The 16,883-nt window shown below is 72.4% G+C and carries 20 protein-coding genes; 11 read left to right on the forward strand and 9 right to left on the reverse strand.

Going from position 1 to position 16,883, the window contains the following annotated elements; translation table 11 throughout:
- Positions 1-2: 2 nt before the first annotated feature.
- Both ACS3YM_RS07515 and sepH read right to left on the reverse strand, forming a co-directional pair.
- Entirely contained in the window at positions 3-839 is an 837-nt protein-coding gene (locus ACS3YM_RS07515) for an MOSC domain-containing protein (RefSeq protein WP_439939450.1), read from the reverse strand.
- Between the two features lie 3 nt (positions 840-842).
- Complete coding sequence (gene sepH / locus ACS3YM_RS07520) at positions 843-1,808, reverse strand: septation protein SepH (RefSeq protein ID WP_439939451.1); 966 nt, start codon at positions 1,806-1,808, stop codon at positions 843-845.
- Between the two features lie 178 nt (positions 1,809-1,986).
- Here sepH and ACS3YM_RS07525 point away from each other — a divergent pair, with 178 nt between their 5' ends.
- A complete protein-coding gene (locus ACS3YM_RS07525; RefSeq protein ID WP_439939452.1) occupies positions 1,987-2,622 on the forward strand; it encodes a trimeric intracellular cation channel family protein in 636 nt (211 codons plus the stop codon).
- Between the two features lie 15 nt (positions 2,623-2,637).
- Here ACS3YM_RS07525 and ACS3YM_RS07530 read toward each other — a convergent pair whose 3' ends face one another.
- Positions 2,638-3,972: a D-arabinono-1,4-lactone oxidase gene (locus ACS3YM_RS07530; protein ID WP_439939453.1), complete on the reverse strand. Its 1,335-nt coding sequence runs from the start codon at positions 3,970-3,972 to the stop codon at positions 2,638-2,640.
- A gap of 9 nt (positions 3,973-3,981) precedes the next feature.
- Positions 3,982-5,163 carry an MFS transporter gene (locus ACS3YM_RS07535; protein ID WP_439939454.1) on the reverse strand — a complete coding sequence of 394 codons (1,182 nt, stop codon included), beginning with the start codon at positions 5,161-5,163 and terminating at the stop codon, positions 3,982-3,984.
- Between the two features lie 33 nt (positions 5,164-5,196).
- Here ACS3YM_RS07535 and ACS3YM_RS07540 point away from each other — a divergent pair, with 33 nt between their 5' ends.
- From ACS3YM_RS07540 to ACS3YM_RS07550, 3 genes are all read left to right on the forward strand, one after another.
- Complete coding sequence (locus ACS3YM_RS07540) at positions 5,197-6,315, forward strand: ferrochelatase (RefSeq protein WP_439939455.1); 1,119 nt, start codon at positions 5,197-5,199, stop codon at positions 6,313-6,315.
- Complete coding sequence (locus ACS3YM_RS07545; RefSeq protein ID WP_439939456.1) at positions 6,312-7,121, forward strand: inositol monophosphatase family protein; 810 nt, start codon at positions 6,312-6,314, stop codon at positions 7,119-7,121. Before ACS3YM_RS07540 ends, ACS3YM_RS07545 begins: the two co-directional genes overlap by 4 nt.
- A 178-nt stretch (positions 7,122-7,299) precedes the next feature.
- On the forward strand, positions 7,300-7,590 hold the full coding sequence (locus tag ACS3YM_RS07550) for a DUF4193 domain-containing protein (protein WP_056600397.1): 291 nt from the start codon (positions 7,300-7,302) through the stop codon (positions 7,588-7,590).
- A gap of 79 nt (positions 7,591-7,669) precedes the next feature.
- On the opposite strand, the gene ACS3YM_RS07555 is transcribed toward ACS3YM_RS07550, so the two are convergent.
- Together ACS3YM_RS07555 and ACS3YM_RS07560 are read right to left on the reverse strand one after the other, a co-directional pair.
- Positions 7,670-7,996 carry a DUF4235 domain-containing protein gene (locus tag ACS3YM_RS07555; protein ID WP_439939457.1) on the reverse strand — a complete coding sequence of 109 codons (327 nt, stop codon included), beginning with the start codon at positions 7,994-7,996 and terminating at the stop codon, positions 7,670-7,672.
- A 10-nt stretch (positions 7,997-8,006) separates the two neighbouring features.
- A complete protein-coding gene (locus tag ACS3YM_RS07560; RefSeq protein WP_439939458.1) occupies positions 8,007-8,465 on the reverse strand; it encodes a DUF3093 domain-containing protein in 459 nt (152 codons plus the stop codon).
- Positions 8,466-8,492: 27 nt separating this feature from the next.
- Here ACS3YM_RS07560 and dut point away from each other — a divergent pair, with 27 nt between their 5' ends.
- The 4 genes from dut to ACS3YM_RS07580 are packed head-to-tail and all read left to right on the forward strand — an operon-like array spanning position 8,493 to position 10,768.
- Entirely contained in the window at positions 8,493-8,975 is a 483-nt protein-coding gene (gene dut / locus ACS3YM_RS07565) for a dUTP diphosphatase (protein WP_439939459.1), read from the forward strand.
- A 39-nt stretch (positions 8,976-9,014) separates the two neighbouring features.
- Positions 9,015-9,668, forward strand: a complete 654-nt coding sequence (locus ACS3YM_RS07570; RefSeq protein WP_439939460.1) for a DUF3710 domain-containing protein — start codon at positions 9,015-9,017, stop codon at positions 9,666-9,668.
- 3 nt (positions 9,669-9,671) lie between these two features.
- Entirely contained in the window at positions 9,672-10,034 is a 363-nt protein-coding gene (locus ACS3YM_RS07575) for an OB-fold nucleic acid binding domain-containing protein (RefSeq protein ID WP_439939461.1), read from the forward strand.
- Positions 10,031-10,768 (forward strand): DUF3159 domain-containing protein, encoded by a 738-nt coding sequence (locus ACS3YM_RS07580; RefSeq protein ID WP_439939462.1) that lies wholly within the window; start codon positions 10,031-10,033, stop codon positions 10,766-10,768. Before ACS3YM_RS07575 ends, ACS3YM_RS07580 begins: the two co-directional genes overlap by 4 nt.
- A 19-nt stretch (positions 10,769-10,787) precedes the next feature.
- Here ACS3YM_RS07580 and ACS3YM_RS07585 read toward each other — a convergent pair whose 3' ends face one another.
- Both ACS3YM_RS07585 and ACS3YM_RS07590 read right to left on the reverse strand, forming a co-directional pair.
- A complete protein-coding gene (locus tag ACS3YM_RS07585; protein WP_439939463.1) occupies positions 10,788-11,462 on the reverse strand; it encodes a potassium channel family protein in 675 nt (224 codons plus the stop codon).
- A gap of 68 nt (positions 11,463-11,530) precedes the next feature.
- Positions 11,531-12,193 (reverse strand): potassium channel family protein, encoded by a 663-nt coding sequence (locus ACS3YM_RS07590; protein ID WP_439939464.1) that lies wholly within the window; start codon positions 12,191-12,193, stop codon positions 11,531-11,533.
- Between the two features lie 47 nt (positions 12,194-12,240).
- Here ACS3YM_RS07590 and ACS3YM_RS07595 point away from each other — a divergent pair, with 47 nt between their 5' ends.
- From ACS3YM_RS07595 to ACS3YM_RS07605, 3 genes are all read left to right on the forward strand, one after another.
- Positions 12,241-14,301, forward strand: a complete 2,061-nt coding sequence (locus ACS3YM_RS07595; RefSeq protein ID WP_439939465.1) for an APC family permease — start codon at positions 12,241-12,243, stop codon at positions 14,299-14,301.
- The gene (locus ACS3YM_RS07600; RefSeq protein WP_439939466.1) at positions 14,298-15,515 is read left to right on the forward strand and encodes a class I SAM-dependent RNA methyltransferase; all 1,218 of its coding nucleotides are present in this window, start codon (positions 14,298-14,300) and stop codon (positions 15,513-15,515) included. The genes ACS3YM_RS07595 and ACS3YM_RS07600 overlap by 4 nt, the downstream gene beginning before the upstream one ends.
- Positions 15,516-15,938: 423 nt before the next feature.
- Positions 15,939-16,295 (forward strand): hypothetical protein, encoded by a 357-nt coding sequence (locus ACS3YM_RS07605; RefSeq protein WP_439939467.1) that lies wholly within the window; start codon positions 15,939-15,941, stop codon positions 16,293-16,295.
- A gap of 16 nt (positions 16,296-16,311) precedes the next feature.
- Here the strand turns inward: ACS3YM_RS07605 and ACS3YM_RS07610 are convergent, their stop codons facing one another.
- Positions 16,312-16,845 carry an AAA family ATPase gene (locus ACS3YM_RS07610; RefSeq protein ID WP_439939468.1) on the reverse strand — a complete coding sequence of 178 codons (534 nt, stop codon included), beginning with the start codon at positions 16,843-16,845 and terminating at the stop codon, positions 16,312-16,314.
- Positions 16,846-16,883 lie beyond the last annotated feature (38 nt).

Consider the following 16,883-nt stretch of genomic DNA (forward strand, 5'->3'; position numbering starts at 1 on the left):
CCTCACTCGGCCCGGACGTCGTCGCCGACGCTGATCCGCCCGGTCGTCTCGGGCACCAGGTGCGCGGCGAACAGCGTCTTGCCGTCCGCGAGCCGGTGGCGCGCCAGCGTGCGGATCGGCTCCTTGGCCGTGGCCAGGGTGTCCGGGTCGATGGTGGTCATCACGCAGCGACCCACCTGCTTGGTCACCCGGAACCTGACGCCGCCGATCGTGAGCGCCGCCCAGTGGTCCTCCGCGAAGGGGTCGTCGCCGTCGACGACGAGGTTGGCGCGGAACCGCTCGATCGGCAGCGGCTCGCGAGGTTCCTCGCCGAGCTCGAGCGCGCGCTCGAGGATCCAGTCGTTGAGCTGGCGGAGCGACGCCATCGACGCGACCGTCACCGGCATCGAGTCCGGGAAGGCCGCGTGCTCGCCGGGACGCGAGAAGCCCGGCTGCAGGGTGCGGCGCGTCGGGTCGTCGCACCACACGAGGCGTACGTCGTCGCGGCCGAGCGCAGCCGCGATCCACGCGTCGGCGTCCGGACCGGCGGGCACCGCCCGCAGGTCGAGCGAGAAGAGGCGCACCGGCTCGGGATCGCGGGTCGGCTCGTCGAGGTGCAGGTCTGGCAGGCCCGGCGCGCGGAGCCGCAGCGCGCAGCGAACCGTGGGGTCGGTGTCCGGGGTGTCGGCGACGACGTGGAACAGCCGGTGCACGTCGCGCGCCGAGACCAGCCGGGCGTCGCGGTCGACGACCATCCACGTCCGGTCGCCGCGCAGGCCGGCGGGCCGGACGTCGATCGAGCGGAGAGGCCGGACGGCTCCGGACTTGAGGGGGTGGACGTTGAGCTGGACCAGACGCACCCGTCAGTCGTTCTTCCCGCCACCGAACATGATCTCGTCCCAGCTCGGCACCGAGGCCCGGCCGCGCCTCTTGGCGGGCTTGGCCTTGGGCTCGGGAGGCGACGCGGCCGCCTCTTGCGAATCGGCCGGCTCGGCGCGTGAGGAGTCGGACGTGGAGCCGGAGTCGTCGGGGGCGGAGTCGTCGAGATAGGCCTCGAGCGGCTGCTCGGCACCGAGCGAGGCGTCGCTCAGCTCCATCGTGGTCTCGGTGGCCGACTCCTCGCGGCTCGGCTCCTCGCCGGTCACCATCTCGATGGCGTCCGCGCCGAGGGCGTCGTCCTCGCCGGTCACGGCGTTGAGGCGGCGCTGCCTGGCGGCGGCGAGGTCGTCGGCAGCGGACTCGGCCGGCGCGGCAGGCGCGGTGTCGCCGACCAGCCAGCGCGCGTCGTCGTCGTCGACGGTCACGAAGTTGCCACGGGGGTCGTGGGAGAAGGTCGCGGTGCCGGTGCGACCGGCGACCTCGTAGAGCGCGGTCAGGGTCCAGCGTCCGTCCTCGCGCCGGAACGCGTCCCACTCCACGACAGCGGGGTCGACGTTGTGGGCGCGCAGCTGGGCGTTGACGGCCTCACCGAGGGTCCGGGCACCGGACTCGCTCGCGCGGCGGCGTACGGAGGCGAGCTGGGCACGCTCGGCCACGTGGGCGCGCTCGGCCATCACCGGGGCGGCGAACGGCATGATCTTCTCGACCGACGTGCCAGCCGCGTGCGCGACCGACTCGGGAGACTCGCCGGCGCGGATGCGCGTCTGGATGTCGCGGGGACGGAGGGTTGATTCCATCGGGATCTCCAACTGGCCGTTGCTTTCGGGCACGCCCGACAGGGCGCGACGGAGCCTGGCGTCGATGACCAGGAAGTGTTGCTGGCCCGACTCGTCCACGAGCAGCAGGCGTTTGCCGTCCGCGCTGCGTCCTGTGAACGTCAGCTTGGCCATGGACAGCGGGCTCCTGCCTGGGGTGGTCGTCGATGCGCCGGGCATCCGGTCCGCCGAGCCTACGCCAGCGTGTCGCACCCGGGCCGTTACGCCTACGGCGCGGCGCCCACGCGCTGGGCGGCGTCCGAAATCGGTGTCGCGGTGGAGCACCCCCGGGCACGGGCCCTAGCCTTCGGATGTGCCTGACAACGAGTTCGCCACGACCCTCGTCGTGCTCGACCTGGTCGGCATCTTCGTGTTCGCCGTGACGGGAGCCCTGGTCGCGGTGCGCAAGCACCTCGACCTCTTCGCGGCCCTCGTGCTCGGAGGTGTCACCGGCCTCGGGGGCGGCTTCGTCCGCGACCTCCTGATCGGCGCCACGCCCCCCGCCGCGCTCGCCGACTGGCGCTACCTCCTCGTCCCCGTCGCGGCCGGGCTGCTCACCTTCGGCTTCCACCCGACCATCGGGCGGCTCGAGCGCGTGGTGACCCTCTTCGACGCCTTCGGCCTCGCGCTGTTCTGCGTCACCGGCGCCCTCAAGGCGGTCGACTACGGGCTCGGCCCGCTGCCCGCGGCGCTCATGGGCATGCTCACCGGCATAGGCGGCGGCATCATGCGCGACCTGCTCGCCGCTCGGGTGCCGGTGATCTTCGAGGGCGTGCTCTACGCCACGCCCGCGCTGGCCGGAGCAGCCGTCGCGGTCGTGCTCGACCGGGCGGACCTCCCTCTGCCGGTCGTCGCCGCGGCCGGCTTCAGCGTGTGCCTCGGCTGGCGGCTGCTGGCCCTCGTGCGGGGGTGGCAGGCGCCCATGCCCAAGGGTCCGGCCAACGTCTGAGGCCGCCCTCGCCGCTCAGTCGCCGAGCACGCGCCGGAGGTGGTCGTTGGCGAAGACCCGGTCCGGGTCCAGCCGCTCACGCATCGCCAGGAAGTCGTCGAAGCGGTCGTACGACGGCGCGAGGTCGGCCGCGGTCCGGGTGTGGACCTTGCCCCAGTGCGGTCTGCCGCCGGCCGCGCGCAGGATCGGCTCCAGGCCCCCGAAGTACGCCGTGTGGTCCGTGTCGTGCGGCACGTGGAAGGCCAGGTAGAGGCTGTCGCGCCCGTGCGCGGTCGACAGCGCGATGTCGTCGGCCGGCGCCGTGCGGACCTCGACCGGGAAGGCGATCCGCCAGTCGCTGGCATCGATGACCCGGCGGCACTCGCGCAGCACGTCGAGGCCAACCTCGCGGGGCACGGCGTACTCCATCTCACGGAAGCGCACCCGCCGCGGCGTCACGAAGACGCGGTGCGCCAGGTCGCTGTAGCGGCGCTCGGACAGCGCGCGACCGGCCACCCGGTTGATCCGGGGGACCAGCCCGGGCGCCCGTGAGCCGACCCGGCACAGACCGCCGAACACCGTGTTGGAGACGAGCTCGTCCTCCCACCAGGCCGCGGCCCGCGACGGCGGCTCCTGCTCGCCCGGCTCGATGTCCGTGCGGACGTTCTGCTTCACCAGCATCCGGTCGGTGTGCGGGAACCAGTACATGTCGACGTGGTGGGCGGCCGCGACCATCTCGTCGTAGGCGTCGAGCGCCCGGTCCCAGCGCATCGGCTGCTCGTGCGCCTCGAGGACGAACAGGGGCTCGACGTGGAAGGTCAGCGCCGTCAGGATGCCCAGTGCGCCCAGGCCGACCCGAGCGACGTCGAAGACGTCGGGGTTCTCCTGGGCGGAGGCGCGCAGCACCTCGCCGGTCCCCGTGACCAGCTCCAGCCCGGCCAGCTGAGCGGCCAGGCCGGCAGCGGTGCCGCCGGTGCCGTGGGTGCCGGTGGAGGTGGCGCCGGCGAGGGTCTGCTCGGCGATGTCGCCCATGTTGTGCAGCGACAGCCCCATCCGCTCCAGTACGAGGTTGAGCTCCTTGAGCGGCGTGCCGGCCCGGGCGGTCACGGTCATCGCCTCGCGGTCGACGTCGAGGACGCCACTGAGGCCCTCCGGGCGGAGCAGCGTGTGCTGCGGTGCGGCGATCGCGGTGAAGCTGTGGCCGGTCCCGGTCATCTTGACGCCGGTGCGTGCCTCGCGTGACTGCCGTACGAGCTCCACCACCGCGTCGACCGAGGTCGGTGTCTCCACCCGTTGCGGCACGGCCTCCTCGAGCCCGGACCAGTTGCGCCAGCGGGCGCCGGCGGGAGACGGGTGGGGGGAGGTCGTCATGCCCGCACGCTAGGGGATGGGTGGTGCCTGCCGCGCCGTCTGGGCCGCGAGGGCGCCGAGGACGCCGCCGGCCAGTGCGACCGCGTAGGCCGCTGACGCACCGCTGTGGTCGACCACGAAACCGGCGATGCTCGCGCCGGGCGCGACGCCGGCGACGATCCCGGTGTGCAGGATCGCCATGCCCTCGGTGAGCCGGCTCGAGGGGACGCCCTGCTCGACCATGGTCATCGCGCCGATCATGGTCGGCGCGATCGCCAGCCCGCCGACCAGCAGGACGACCGCCATCAGCGGGACCGACGAGATGAACATCAGCGGGACCATGGCGAGAGCCATGGCGGCCGAGCCCCAGCGCAGGCGCGCGTCCGGTCCGCTGCGCCACGCGATCGCGCCGGTGACCAGCCCCGCGACGAGGCTGCCGAAGGACCAGGCCGCGAGCAGCCAGCCGGCGACCCATCGCTTCCCCTGCTCCTCCGCGAAGGCGACGGTGGTCACCTCGGCGGCTCCGAACAGGGCGCCCAGGGTGAGGCACACCAGCGCCAGCGGCAGCACCAGGCGCCACGGCATCGGCGCCCGTGGCCCGGCCGCTGCCGTGCGCCCCGCCGGGGGCTCGGTGCTGCGTTGGGCAGCGAACGCGAAGGTGCCGAGCACCCCGGTCACCAGGGCGAACGTCAGGCCCGCGACCGGGTGCCAGCTGGTGGCCAGCAGGGTCACCAGCACCGGGCCGACCACGAAGACGACCTCGTCGAGGACAGCCTCGAGGGCGAAGGCGGTCTGCTTCTCGCCGGCGTCGTCGAGCAGGTGCGACCAGCGCGTGCGCACGCTCGCCCCGACCTGGGGCAGCGCCGCGCCGGAGACCGCCGCGAAGACGTAGGTCAGCACCTGGGGCCAGTCCTGCTCCACTGCGAGCATCATCAGCGCCAGGCCCGCCCCGAAGACCGAGATGGCGATCGGCAGGACCCGCGACTGCCCGAAGTGGTCGACCCAGCGGCCGTGCAGCACCGCGCACGCGGCCTCGGCCAGGACGAACACCGCCGACACCGTCCCGGCGAGGCCGTAGGAGCCGGTGCGCTCCTCGACGAGCAGCACGATGCCCAGCCCGACCATGGAGATCGGCAGCCGTGCGACAAGCCCGGCGCTGCTGAAGCGGAAGGCGCCCGGGCGCGCCAGCACGCGGCGGTAGGAGTCGAGCATCGTCGAGATCGTAGGGCGATCTACTCTGGCGACATGAATCCCGCGGGTTCCCCCGACGTGACGCCCTACGACGCCCTCCTCGTGCTCTCCTTCGGGGGACCGGAGAAGCCCGACGACGTGGTGCCGTTCCTCGCGAACGTGACCCGGGGGAGGGGGATCCCGCGCGAGCGCCTGGCGCAGGTGGGGGAGCACTACTTCCTCTTCGGCGGGCGCAGCCCCATCAACGACCAGAACCGGGCGTTGATCAAGGCGCTGGAGCGCGACTTCGCCGACCAGGGCATCGAGCTGCCGGTCTACTTCGGCAACCGCAACTGGGAGCCGTACCTCGCGGACACCCTGGCGACCATGACCGCCGACGGCGTGCGTCGTGCCCTGGTGTTCACCACGTCCGCCTACTCGTCGTGGTCGTCGTGCCGGCAGTACCGCGAGAACCTCTTCGACGCCGTCGCCGAGACACCGGGCGCACCGCGGCTCGACCGGCTCCGGCAGTACTACAACCACCCCGGCTTCCTCGAGCCCGTCGTCGACGCCTGCTTGGCAGCGCTGGCCGAGCTCCCCGAGAACGGCGACACGGCGCGCCTGGTGTTCGTGACCCACTCGATCCCGACCGAGATGGCCCGGACCAGCGGCGCGCCCGACGAGGCACACGCCCAGCCGCGCGGTGCCTACGTCAAGCAGCACCGCAGCGCCGTCGACGAGGTGGCGCGCAGGGTCAAGGCCGCGACCGGTCGGGCACACCGCCACGACCTCGTCTACTGCTCGCGCTCCGGCGCGCCGTCGACGCCGTGGCTGGAGCCGGACGTCAACGACCACCTCGCGGACCTGGCGACCGACGGCGTGGGCCGGGTCGTGCTGGTGCCGATCGGCTTCGTCTCCGACCACATGGAGGTCATCTACGACCTCGACACCGAGGCGATGGCCACGGCCGAGCGGCTCGGCATCAAGGCCACGCGCGCCGCGACGGCCGGCGTCGACCCGCGGTTCGTCGCGATGGTCCGCGACCTGGTGCTCGAGCGTGCGGCGGCCGAGCGGGGCGAGGAGCCGGAGCGTCCGGCGCTCGGGTCGCTGCCGGCCGGCCCGGACGTCTGTGGCGCCGGCTGCTGCCCCAACCCGCGCGGCCCGCGGCCCGCCCTCTGCGGTGCCGACTCGTGAGCGCCACCCCGGCCGAGCTGCGCGACCTGGCCCGGTCGGTCGCCCACGAGGGCGCCAACCTGGCCCGCGAGATGCAGCTGGGGGGCATCGACGTCGCCGACACCAAGACGAGCGCCGTGGACGTGGTGACCGAGGCGGACCGGGCGGTGGAGGCCCTCATCCGCGAGCGCATCGAGGCGCTGCGTCCTGACGACGCGATCCTGGGGGAGGAGGGCCACGACCGCCCCGGCACCAGCGGGGTGCGGTGGGTCGTCGACCCGATCGACGGCACGGTCAACTACCTCTACGGGCTTGCGGACTGCGCGGTCTCCGTCGCGGCAGAGGTCGACGGTGAGGTGGTCGCCGGCGCGGTCGTGACGATCCCGACCGGACTGGAGTACGCCGCCGCGCTCGGGCACGGCGCCACCCGCGACGGCCAACGCATCGGCGTACGTCCCTCGCCGCCTGTCGCCGAGCGGCTGGTGCTCACGGGCTTCGGCTACCGGCGAGAGGTGCGCGAGCACCAGGCGGCCTGTGTCGCCCGGCTGCTGCCCGAGGTCCGCGACATCCGCCGGATGGGCTCGTGCGCCCTCGACCTGTGCCACGTGGCCGAGGGCAGTGCCGACGGCTACGTCGAGGCCGGCCCGCAGCCGTGGGACTGGTCGGCGGGCGGCCTGGTCCTGCGGGAGGCCGGTGGCCGGTTCGACCTGCTGGACGGCTCCATGACGCTCGACGCCCACCCCCTGCGCAACGTCGTGGTGGGGGCGCCGGCCGACGGTTGGGACAGCTTCGTCGAGGCCCTCGGAGCGGCGGGTTTCCTGGCCTGAGGACACCCCTCGGAGCCGGGAATAGGGAGACGTGGCCCACTGTTCTGGGGACACGTTGCGGACCGGCTCACCACGGAGCCTGTTCATGGTGCACAATCTGGCGCCGACGACGTGCACAACTCGGTCTCAGGCCCGCGCCGCGATCCGGCCGGACTGAACCACTGCAGGGGAGAGGGATATGGCCACCGACTACGACGCACCGCGCAAGTCCGAGGAGGACCAGAGCGAGGAGAGCATCGAGGAGCTCAAGGCGCGGCGCCACGACAAGAACTCGGGCAAGGTCGACGAGGACGAGACCGAGGCGGCCGAGTCCTTCGAGCTCCCCGGTGCCGACCTGTCGCACGAGGAGCTCGCGGTCGAGGTCATGCCGCGGCAGGACGACGAGTTCACCTGCATGAGCTGCTTCCTGGTGCACCACCGGTCGCAGCTGGCGGACGAGAAGAAGCTCATCTGCCGCGACTGCATCTGACACGCGCACCGACGCAACAGCGCCCGTTCCTCTCGCGAGGAGCGGGCGCTGTGTCGTGTGCGGGTGCCGTCGCGCCTGATCAGGACGGGGGCGCAGAGGCCTTCGAGGCGTCCTGGTCGTCCTTCTGCAGCTGTGGCGGGAGGTGCCCGGTCGACCGGGCGTAGTAGTTGGCCGCGCGACGGGTCGCCAGCATCCGCGCGACGCCGATCAGGGTGCCGCTCACCGCGGCCCACATGACCGCCTCGCCGAGCCCCACGTCGGGGTCGGCCGGGTTGGCGGGCGGGTTCTTGCCCGTGGCGGCGCGCCACGACGTGTTGAGACCCTTCTTCGCCACCGCTGCGGCACCGAGGGCCGCGGCGAGGGAGAACGCCGAGAAGAACTTGCTGTTCGAGGTGTCCTTGGCCATGCGGCCCACCCTATCCAGACTGCGAGCGGCTCCGGCCCACCCGGACGGCCGAGACGAGGTCGTCGGGACGGCGGCAGCTGACCAGCCAGTAGGGGGTCGGGTCGTCCGGGTCGACGATGTCCACCCGGACCGCGCGCTTGAGGTAGGGACGCAGGAGCAGGTAGGCCCGCGCGTCGGCGTCCACGCCCGCCTGGCGACGTACGCCGTCCGCGTCGAGGGCGGTCACGTCGCCGACCAGGTCCAGCGGGACGTGCGCCCGACCGGCGCGGAAGGTCGTCCCGTCGACGGAGACAAGAGGACGCCCGTAGCTGACGAAGAGCGTCACCATCAGCGCGAGCGCCACGGCCGTGACCGACCACGCGACGACCTCGGGCGTGGCGGCCAGGACGGCCAGCCACAGCGACGCCACCAGCATCGTGCCCTGCACCCACCAGCGCAGCGGGACGGTGAGGCGTTCGGCGTAGTCCACGGCGCAGAGCCTATAGATTCAGTCCTCGTGCCCGACCACGACCTCACCCCCCACGCCGGCGCCGACCTCGACATCGCGGTCGTCCGGCTGGATCCCGACCTGCCGCTCCCGTCGTACGCCCACCCCGGCGACGCCGGCGCCGACCTGCACACGACCGTCGACGTCACTCTGTCGCCCGGCGAGCGCGCGCTGGTGCCGACCGGGCTGTCGATCGCGCTCCCGGACGGGTTCGTCGCGCTGGTGCACCCGCGCTCGGGTCTCGCCGCTCGGCACGGCCTGTCGATCGTCAACACGCCCGGCACGGTGGACGCGGGCTACCGGGGCGAGATCAAGGTCATGCTCATCAACCACGACCCCGTGGACACGGTGACGCTCGCGCGCGGCGACCGGATCGCCCAGCTCGTCGTCCAGCGCTTCGAGCGGGCCCGATTCGTCGAGGTCGGGGTGCTGCCCGACTCGGTCCGGGGCGCCGGGGGCTACGGTTCTACAGGTACCGGTTCGCGTCGATGACCCGGTCCACGACATGCCCCACCCACAAGGAGTAGAGACGTGAAGTTCCGCCGCAAGGCTGGGGCCACCGAGCCGGTGGCCGACACCGCTGCCGAGACTTCAGCCGAGGCCGCCGGCGACCTCGCCACCGGGTCCGCGCGTGGCGCGGGCACGGGGCCGTTCGACGTCTCCCAGGTCGAGGGCGACGGCGTCGACCGCGCCGACCTCGGCTCCGTCCTCGTCCCCGCCATCGCCGACCGTGAGCTGCGGCTCCAGGTCGACGAGCAGAGCGGCCAGGTCCGGGCGGTCATGCTCGCCGGCTCCGACGGCGCGTGCGAGTTCCAGGCCTTCGCGGCCCCTCGCCACGGCGACCTGTGGTCGGACGTACGCCCCCAGATCGCCGAGGACATGGCCCGGCGCGGCGGCCAGGCCGTCGAGCGCGAGGGCCGCTGGGGCACCGAGCTGGTGTGCCAGATGCCGGTGAAGCGCCCCGACGGCACCGAGGCGACCCAGCCCTCGCGGATCATCGGCATCAACGGCGATCGGTGGATGCTGCGCGCGTCCTTCCTCGGTCGTCCCGCGATCGACCCCGACAACACCGCGGACTGGGAGGACGCCCTCGCGCAGGTCGTCGTACGCCGCGGGGAGCAGGCCATGCCGGTCGGTGAGCCCCTGCCCGTGAAGCTTCCCGACGACGCCCGACGGGTGAGGTGAGCGGTGGGCGAGAAGAGCCGTCTGCGCCAGGCACTGTCGAAGTGGGCGGACAGCGCCGACCAGCACCAGCGTGACCTGCGCCAGACCCACACCACGGCCGAGGCGACGGCGATCGCCGACGCCCCCGAGCGCGAGCAGGTCATCGTCAACGGCGTGCTGCGCACCGTGACGCTCCGGCCCCGCGGTGGCGTGCCCGCGCTCGAGGCGGAGCTCGACGACGGCACCGGCGTGATCACCCTGGTGTGGCTGGGCCGCAGACGGATCAGCGGCGTCGATCCCGGACGCTCGGTCACCGTGGCCGGCTGCATCGGGCGCCAGGGCGGCGTCCCGATCATGTTCAACCCGCGCTACGAGCTGCGCCCGTGACGGGTGCGACACCTGCCCCCGGACACGGCACGGACCACGAGAAGGTGGAGGCCGACACGGTCGAGGCGGTGGTGCGCCAGCAGCTGTCGAAGGCACTCGGCGGACGCCGCGGCATGGCCGAGGCGGCCGTGCCGACGATCCTGTTCACGCTGACCTGGCTGACGATGCGCGAGCTCGAGCTCGCCCTCTACGTCAGCATCGGCGCGGCCCTGGTCCTGCTGCTGGTCCGTCTGGTGCAGCGCTCGACGGTGCAGTTCGTCGTCAACGCGCTCTTCGGCATCGGCATCGGCTGGTACTTCGTGCATCGCTCCGCCGAGGCCGGCGGGTCCGAGCAGGACCAGGCGCTGGCGTACTTCCTGCCCGGGATCCTCTACAACGGCGGCTACGCCGTGGTGCTCGCGTTCACCTGCCTCGTCGGCTGGCCGCTCGTCGGCTTCATGGTCGGCAGCATCACCGGCGACGCCACCGCCTGGCACTCGGACCGGCAGATCGTGAAGCTGTGCAGCCGCCTGACCTGGCTGCTCGTGGCGCCGTGCATCGTGCGCGTCGCGGTCCAGGCACCCATCTGGCTCGCGGGCTCGTCGGGCTCGATCGACCCGGACGCCGCGGTCGCCGCGCTCGGCGTCCTCAAGATCGTGCTCGGATGGCCGCTGCAGCTCGCGGCGCTCGGCTCGATGGTGTGGCTGCTGTCGCGCAACCGGACGCCCGTGGCGCCGGACGCCTCGACCGCCTGAACCGACCCCGGGTCGGGACTCAGCCCTGGTGGTGCTGGGTGGGGGAGAGCAGCTGCTCCAGCTCCGTCTCGACCTCGGTGGGGACGACGAAGAGGAGCTCGTCGCCCGACTCGAGCGGCTGCTCGGCGTCGGGCGTGTAGACCTGGCCGTCGCGCAGGATCGTCACGAGCGCGCAGTTGTCCGGGAACGGGACGAGACCGCTGGGGGTGCCCACGAAGGGCGAGTCCGCGGAGAGGGTGAGCTCGACGAGGTTGGCGTTGCCCTGGCGGAACGTGAAGAGCCGGACGAGGTCGCCGATCGACACCGCCTCCTCGACGAGCGCCGACATGATGCGCGGGGTGGACACGTTGACGTCCACGCCCCACGCCTCGGTGAAGAGCCACTCGTTGTTGGGGTGGTTGACCCGCCCCACCGTCCGCGGAACTCCGAACTCGGTCTTGGCCAGGAGCGAGGTGACCAGGTTGGCCTTGTCGTCGCCGGTGGCGGCGATGACCACGTCGCACTTGCCCAGCTGGGCCTCGGAGAGCGAGGAGAGCTCGCACGAGTCGGCGAGCAGCCACTCGGCGTTCGGGACCCGCTCGGGGCGGATCGAGGAGGGGTTCTTGTCGATGAGCAGGACCTGGTGGCCGTTCTCGATCAGCTCCCGCGCGATCGAGCGACCCACGGCTCCGGCTCCGGCGATGGCGACGCGCATGTCTGCTGTGCTCCTGGCTTGGTGGGTCTGGCTGGTCTGGGTGTCTGCGTGGGTCTGGGTGGGTGGGCTCAGTCGCCCTCGGGGCCGGCCTCGAGGACGGCGTAGGCGTGCGCGGCGTTCTCCTCGCGGATCACGATGTGCAGCATGTCGCCCTCCTGGAGCACGGTCTCCCGCGTCGGAAGCATGCCCTCGCCGAGACGGTCGATCCAGGCGATCCGGCTCCGGGACTGCATCTGGAACTCGACGGTGCGGTCGCCGACCCAGACCTCGGGGACCGGGATGTGGTCGACCCGGATGGTGCCCGAGGGGTCGCGGAAGTCCGGCTCGGCCCCGGCCGGGAGCAGCCGGCGCAGGACCTGGTCGGCGGTCCACTTCACCGTCGCGACGGTCGTGATGCCGAGCCGCTGGTAGACCTCGGCGCGGCCCGGGTCGTAGATGCGGGCCACGACCTGCTGGATGCCGAAGGTCTCGCGAGCCACCCGGGCGGCGATGATGTTGGAGTTGTCACCGCTGGAGACCGCGGCGAAGGCGTCGGCGCGGCGGATGCCCGCCTTCTCCAGCACCTCCTGGTCGAAGCCGTAGCCGGTGATCTTGTCCCCGTTGAACTCGGGGCCAAGTCGACGGAACGAGTCTGGCTCGCTGTCGATGACGGACACAGTGTGGTTGCGGTCCTCGAGGCTGCGGGCGAGCGTCGAACCGACGCGGCCACAACCCATGATCACGACGTGCACGCCAGAACCGTATCCCAGCGGAGATATCGGCGTCCGCGGGTCTAGGCTTGCGGCCCGTGAGTGTCGGCGACGTCTCCAAACGAATCCTGCTGGGCCGCAAGCTGAGGAGCAGCCAGCTGGGGGAGACGCTGCTGCCCAAACGCATCGCCCTACCGGTCTTCGCCAGCGACGCCCTGTCGTCGGTGGCCTATGCCCCTGACGAGATCTTCATCATGCTCGCGGTCGCGGGCGCCTCGACCTACGTCTGGTCCTGGAAGATCGGCCTCGTCGTCGCGCTGGTGATGCTCACAGTGGTCGCGAGCTATCGCCAGACCGTGCACGCCTATCCGTCCGGTGGCGGCGACTACGAGGTCGCCACCGTCAACCTCGGCCGCAACGCCGGCGTCACCGTCGCCAGCGCGCTGCTCGTCGACTACGTCCTCACCGTGGCGGTCTCGATCTCCTCGGCTGCGCAGTACGCCGCCGGTGCCATCAACGCCCTCATCGGTCATGAGGCCACGGTCGCGGTCGTCGCCGTCGTGCTGCTGACCGCGATGAACCTGCGCGGTGTGCGCGAGTCCGGGGCCTTCTTCGCGGTGCCCACCTATCTCTTCATGGTCGCCATCCTGGGCATGTGCGGCTACGGCCTGCTACGCCTGTTGGCAGGCGACCTGCCGCAGGCCGAGAGCTCCCACCTGGTGATCCAGGCCCAGGAGGGATGGGAGGAGCCGCTCACCCAGGTCGGCCTGATGTTCCTGCTGGCGCGGGCCTTCTCCTCGGGCTGTGCCGCCCTGACCGGCGTCGAGGCGATCAGCAACGGCGTACCCGCCTTCCGCAAGCCCAAGAGCCGCAACGCCGCGACCACCCTGCTCCTGCTGGGGCTCATCGCCATCTCGATGATGATGAGCGTCATCGTGCTCGCCAAGCAGATGGCGATCCGCTACGTCGACCCCCACGAGCTCGACCGGTTGCGTACGGCGTCGGGCGCGGCGCTCCCGGACGGCTACGAGCAGCACCCGGTCATCGCCCAGATCGCGGCGGGCGTCTTCGACCACTTCTCGCCGGGCTTCTACTTCGTCGTCACCGTCACCGGCATCATCCTCGTGCTCGCAGCCAACACCGCCTTCAACGGCTTCCCGGTGCTCGGGTCGATCCTCGCGCAGGACGGGCTCGCGCCGCGGTCGCTGGGCTCGCGCGGCGACCGGCTGGCCTACAGCAACGGCATCGTGTTCCTCGCGGCCATGTCGAGCCTGCTGATCTGGATCTTCGACGCCGAGACCACCAAGCTCATCCAGCTCTACATCGTCGGCGTCTTCGTCTCCTTCAACCTCAGCCAGCTCGGCATGATCCGGCACTGGACGCGCCACCTGAAGACGGAGCGCGACCCGGGCGTGCGCCGCAAGATGATGCGCTCGCGAGCGATCAACACCTTCGGGCTCGGCATGACCGCCGTCGTGCTGGTCATCGTGCTGATCACCAAGTTCCTGCACGGGGCCTGGATCACGATCCTCGCGATGGCCTTCTTCTTCCTCGTCATGCAGGCGATCGGGCGGCACTACGACCGGGTCGAGCTCGAGCTCGCGGCCGACGAGCAGGACAAGGTGATGCCCACGCGGGTGCACGCCATCGTGCTGGCCTCCAAGCTGCACAAGCCGACCCTCCGCGCGCTCGCCTTCGCCCGGGCCACCCGGCCCAACGTGCTCGAGGCGATCTACGTCAGCATCGACGCCAAGGCCACCGCCCGGCTGCTGGAGGAGTGGGACGAGCGGCACCTCGACATCCCCCTGAAGGTGCTGCACTCGCCCTACCGCGAGGTGGTCCGTCCCATCGTCGAGTACACCCAGGAGATCCGCCGGGCGAGTCCGCGCGGGGTCGTGGCCGTCTACATCCCGGAGTACGTCGTCGGCCGGTGGTGGGAGCAGCTGCTCCACAACCAGACCGCCCTGAGGCTCAAGGGTCGCCTGCTCTTCACGCCGGGCGTCATGGTGATCTCGGTGCCCTACCAGCTGCGGTCGTCCCAGGTCGCGCAGGAACGGGAGCGGCGCGACGAGGTGCGGGTGCACGCCGGTGACCTGCGGCGGGGCCGAGTCGCCTCCCGTGGCACCCAGACCCGCCCGGGCGACCAGTGAGCCGCACCAACCGCCCTCGCCGGGCGCGCGGCCGCTCGCGGGTCGGTGAGCGCTTCGAGGCGGAGGTGGGGCCGGTCGCCCACGGCGGCCACTGCGTCGCGCGGCTGCCCGAGCCGGAGTCGCGGGTGGTCTTCGTCCGCCACGCCCTGCCGGGCGAGCGGGTCCTGGTCGAGATCACCGAGGGCACCGACGGTGACCGGTTCTGGCGTGGGGACGCCGTCTCGGTGCTGACCGCCTCGGCCGACCGGGTGGAGGCGCCGTGCCCCGTGGCCGGACCAGGGCTCTGCGGAGGCTGCGACTTCCAGCACGTGTCGCTGCCCGCCCAGCGTGACCTCAAGACCGCCGTGGTGCGCGAGCAGCTCGAGCGGCTGGGGCGGATCGACGCCGGGTCGGACCTGCTCGCCGGCCTCCGCGTCGAGGCCGTCCCGGTCGAGGGACGCGAGGACGACGGCCTGCGGTGGCGCACCCGCCAGCGCTACGCCGTCCTGCCGGACGGGCGCCCGGCGATGCGGGCCCACCGCTCGCACCACCTGGTGCCGGTCGACGACTGCCTGATCGCCGCCGAGGAGGCGCGCCCGCGCGCCGGCGTGCAGCCGGGGCCCCACGGCGAGTGGTCGCCCGGACAGCCCGAGGCGAGCACGTCCACCCACGACGTCACCGTGGGCAGCGCCACCCACCCGTTCAGCGTCGCCGCCGACGGGTTCTGGCAGGTGCACCCCGAGGCTCCGCGGGTGTTGGTGGGCGCCGTGCTCGACCTGCTCGACCCGAGGCCGGGGGAGCGGGCCCTCGACCTCTACTCCGGGGTCGGTCTCTTCGCCCGGTTCGTCGGCGAGCGGACGGGTGCCCGCGTCGTCGCCGTCGAGGCCGACCGCGCGGCCTGCCAGCACGCGAAGGGCAACCTCGCCGCGCTCGAGGGCACGGTCGTCGAGTGCGGTCCGACCGAGCGGGTGCTGCGCTCGGGCTTCGACGAGCCCTTCGACCTCGTCGTCCTCGACCCACCCCGCGAGGGCGCCAAGCGCGCCGTCGTCGAGCAGGTGGTCGACCGCCGTCCCCGCGCGGTGGCGTACGTCGCCTGCGACCCGGCCGCGCTCGGCCGCGACGTCGCGATCTTCGCCGAGCACGACTACGAGCTCACCGCGATCCGGGCCTTCGACCTCTTCCCGATGACGCACCACGTCGAGTGCGTGGCCCTGCTGGAGCCCCGCCGGCGCTGACGGTCGGCGCTGACGGTCGGCGCTGACGGTCGGCGCTGACGGTCGGCGCTGACGGTCGGCGCTGCGCCGGCCCCGCCGGCCCTGCGCCGGCCCCCGAGGGTGGCGGCAAACGACAGCTTTCCCGCTGTGGGTGGCGGCACACGACAGTGGATCGGCGTTGAACGGTGTCGTTTGCCGCCACGGTGCGGCGAGGGGATGTCGTATGCCGCCACGGTCGGGTGAGGCGCGGGCCCCCCAGGGTGGCGGCATACGACAGGTTTCCCGCTGTGGGTGGCGGCACACGGCAGTGGATCGGCGTTCAACGGTGTCGTATGCCGCCACCGTGCGGCGAGGGGATGTCGTATGCCGCCACGGTCGGGTGAGGCGCGGGACGAGCAGGGGACGTGGTTGTGCCGGGAGGGGACCGGGGGAGAAGGTGGCGCCATGGCCACCTACGCCGTCAACCCCGACGCCGTCGCCCACGCCCGCAGGCTGATCGACTCGCGGCAGTACGTCCTCGACAGCGACTGGGGACAGGTGCAGCCGAACGCCGAGGCGGAGAACGCCTACCTCGAGCGACACTCCTGGGACGACTACGCCGCCTGGCACCTGGGCTTGACAGAGGGCGCCAACGACGGGACCAAGGCGCGCTACGCCTTCGTCTACGGCGACCTGCGCCGGGTCCACAGGTCCGGGCTCATCGCCTGCGTCTACCGGGCCGCGGAGTGGCGGCACAAGTCGGTGGAGCTCGCCGCGCACGAGCTGCTGCAGCGTCTCGACCAGATGGCCGGCATCGACTGAGGCTGCCGCGGTGCCGTCAGTCGCGCACGGCCCGGGCGAGGGCGGCCAGCGCCGCGTCGCGATCGGTCGTGTCCACGACCGTCCAACGGTGCTCGGGCGCCAGCTCGAGCAGCTGGCGTCGTCCCTCCAGCACCAGCTCGTCGCCGCCGCGCTCCTCGATGATGCGCGAGACCACCGAGCTCACCGGCGTGACCGGGCGCCCGTGCAGGCGCGCCAGTAGGGTCTCGGGTGCCACGTCGAGGACGACGCCGACGTACGACGCCCCGGCCTCGGCTGCGGCCTCCTCGAACCGCTGCGCCTGGCTGGGCGTGACGATGAGCTGGGGGAGCACCACGTCGCGTCCGGTGCGGAGGTAAGCCGTCAGCAGGGCGAGGGCGGAGGCGCGCACGGCCTCGCCGGTGCCGACGAAGTCCTCCTCCCAGCCCGACACCCACGACCGCAGCTCGTCGATGTCGCAGAGCAGGGTGCCGAGGTGGGCGTCGGCGTGCGCCCGCGCCAAGGTGGACTTGCCGACGCCCGAGGGGCCGTTGAGGTGGAGGAGTGTCGGCACGCGGGGAGGTTAGCCGAGCGACCGGTCGAGGGTGTGTT

The sequence above is a fragment of the Nocardioides sp. N13(2025) genome (assembly GCF_051912545.1).
GTDB lineage: Bacteria > Actinomycetota > Actinomycetes > Propionibacteriales > Nocardioidaceae > Nocardioides.

Bases quoted from the DNA above. Each gene is read 5' to 3' on its own strand.
- ACS3YM_RS07530 (WP_439939453.1), bottom strand. From the start codon at position 3,972: ATGACGACCTCCCCCCACCCGTCTCCCGCCGGCGCCCGCTGGCGCAAC.
- ACS3YM_RS07550 (WP_056600397.1), top strand. From the start codon at position 7,300: ATGGCCACCGACTACGACGCACCGCGCAAGTCCGAGGAGGACCAGAGC.
- ACS3YM_RS07555 (WP_439939457.1), bottom strand. From the start codon at position 7,996: ATGGCCAAGGACACCTCGAACAGCAAGTTCTTCTCGGCGTTCTCCCTC.
- ACS3YM_RS07605 (WP_439939467.1), top strand. From the start codon at position 15,939: ATGGCCACCTACGCCGTCAACCCCGACGCCGTCGCCCACGCCCGCAGG.
- sepH (WP_439939451.1), bottom strand. From the start codon at position 1,808: ATGGCCAAGCTGACGTTCACAGGACGCAGCGCGGACGGCAAACGCCTG.
- ACS3YM_RS07535 (WP_439939454.1), bottom strand. From the start codon at position 5,163: ATGCTCGACTCCTACCGCCGCGTGCTGGCGCGCCCGGGCGCCTTCCGC.
- ACS3YM_RS07585 (WP_439939463.1), bottom strand. From the start codon at position 11,462: ATGCGCGTCGCCATCGCCGGAGCCGGAGCCGTGGGTCGCTCGATCGCG.
- ACS3YM_RS07540 (WP_439939455.1), top strand. From the start codon at position 5,197: ATGAATCCCGCGGGTTCCCCCGACGTGACGCCCTACGACGCCCTCCTC.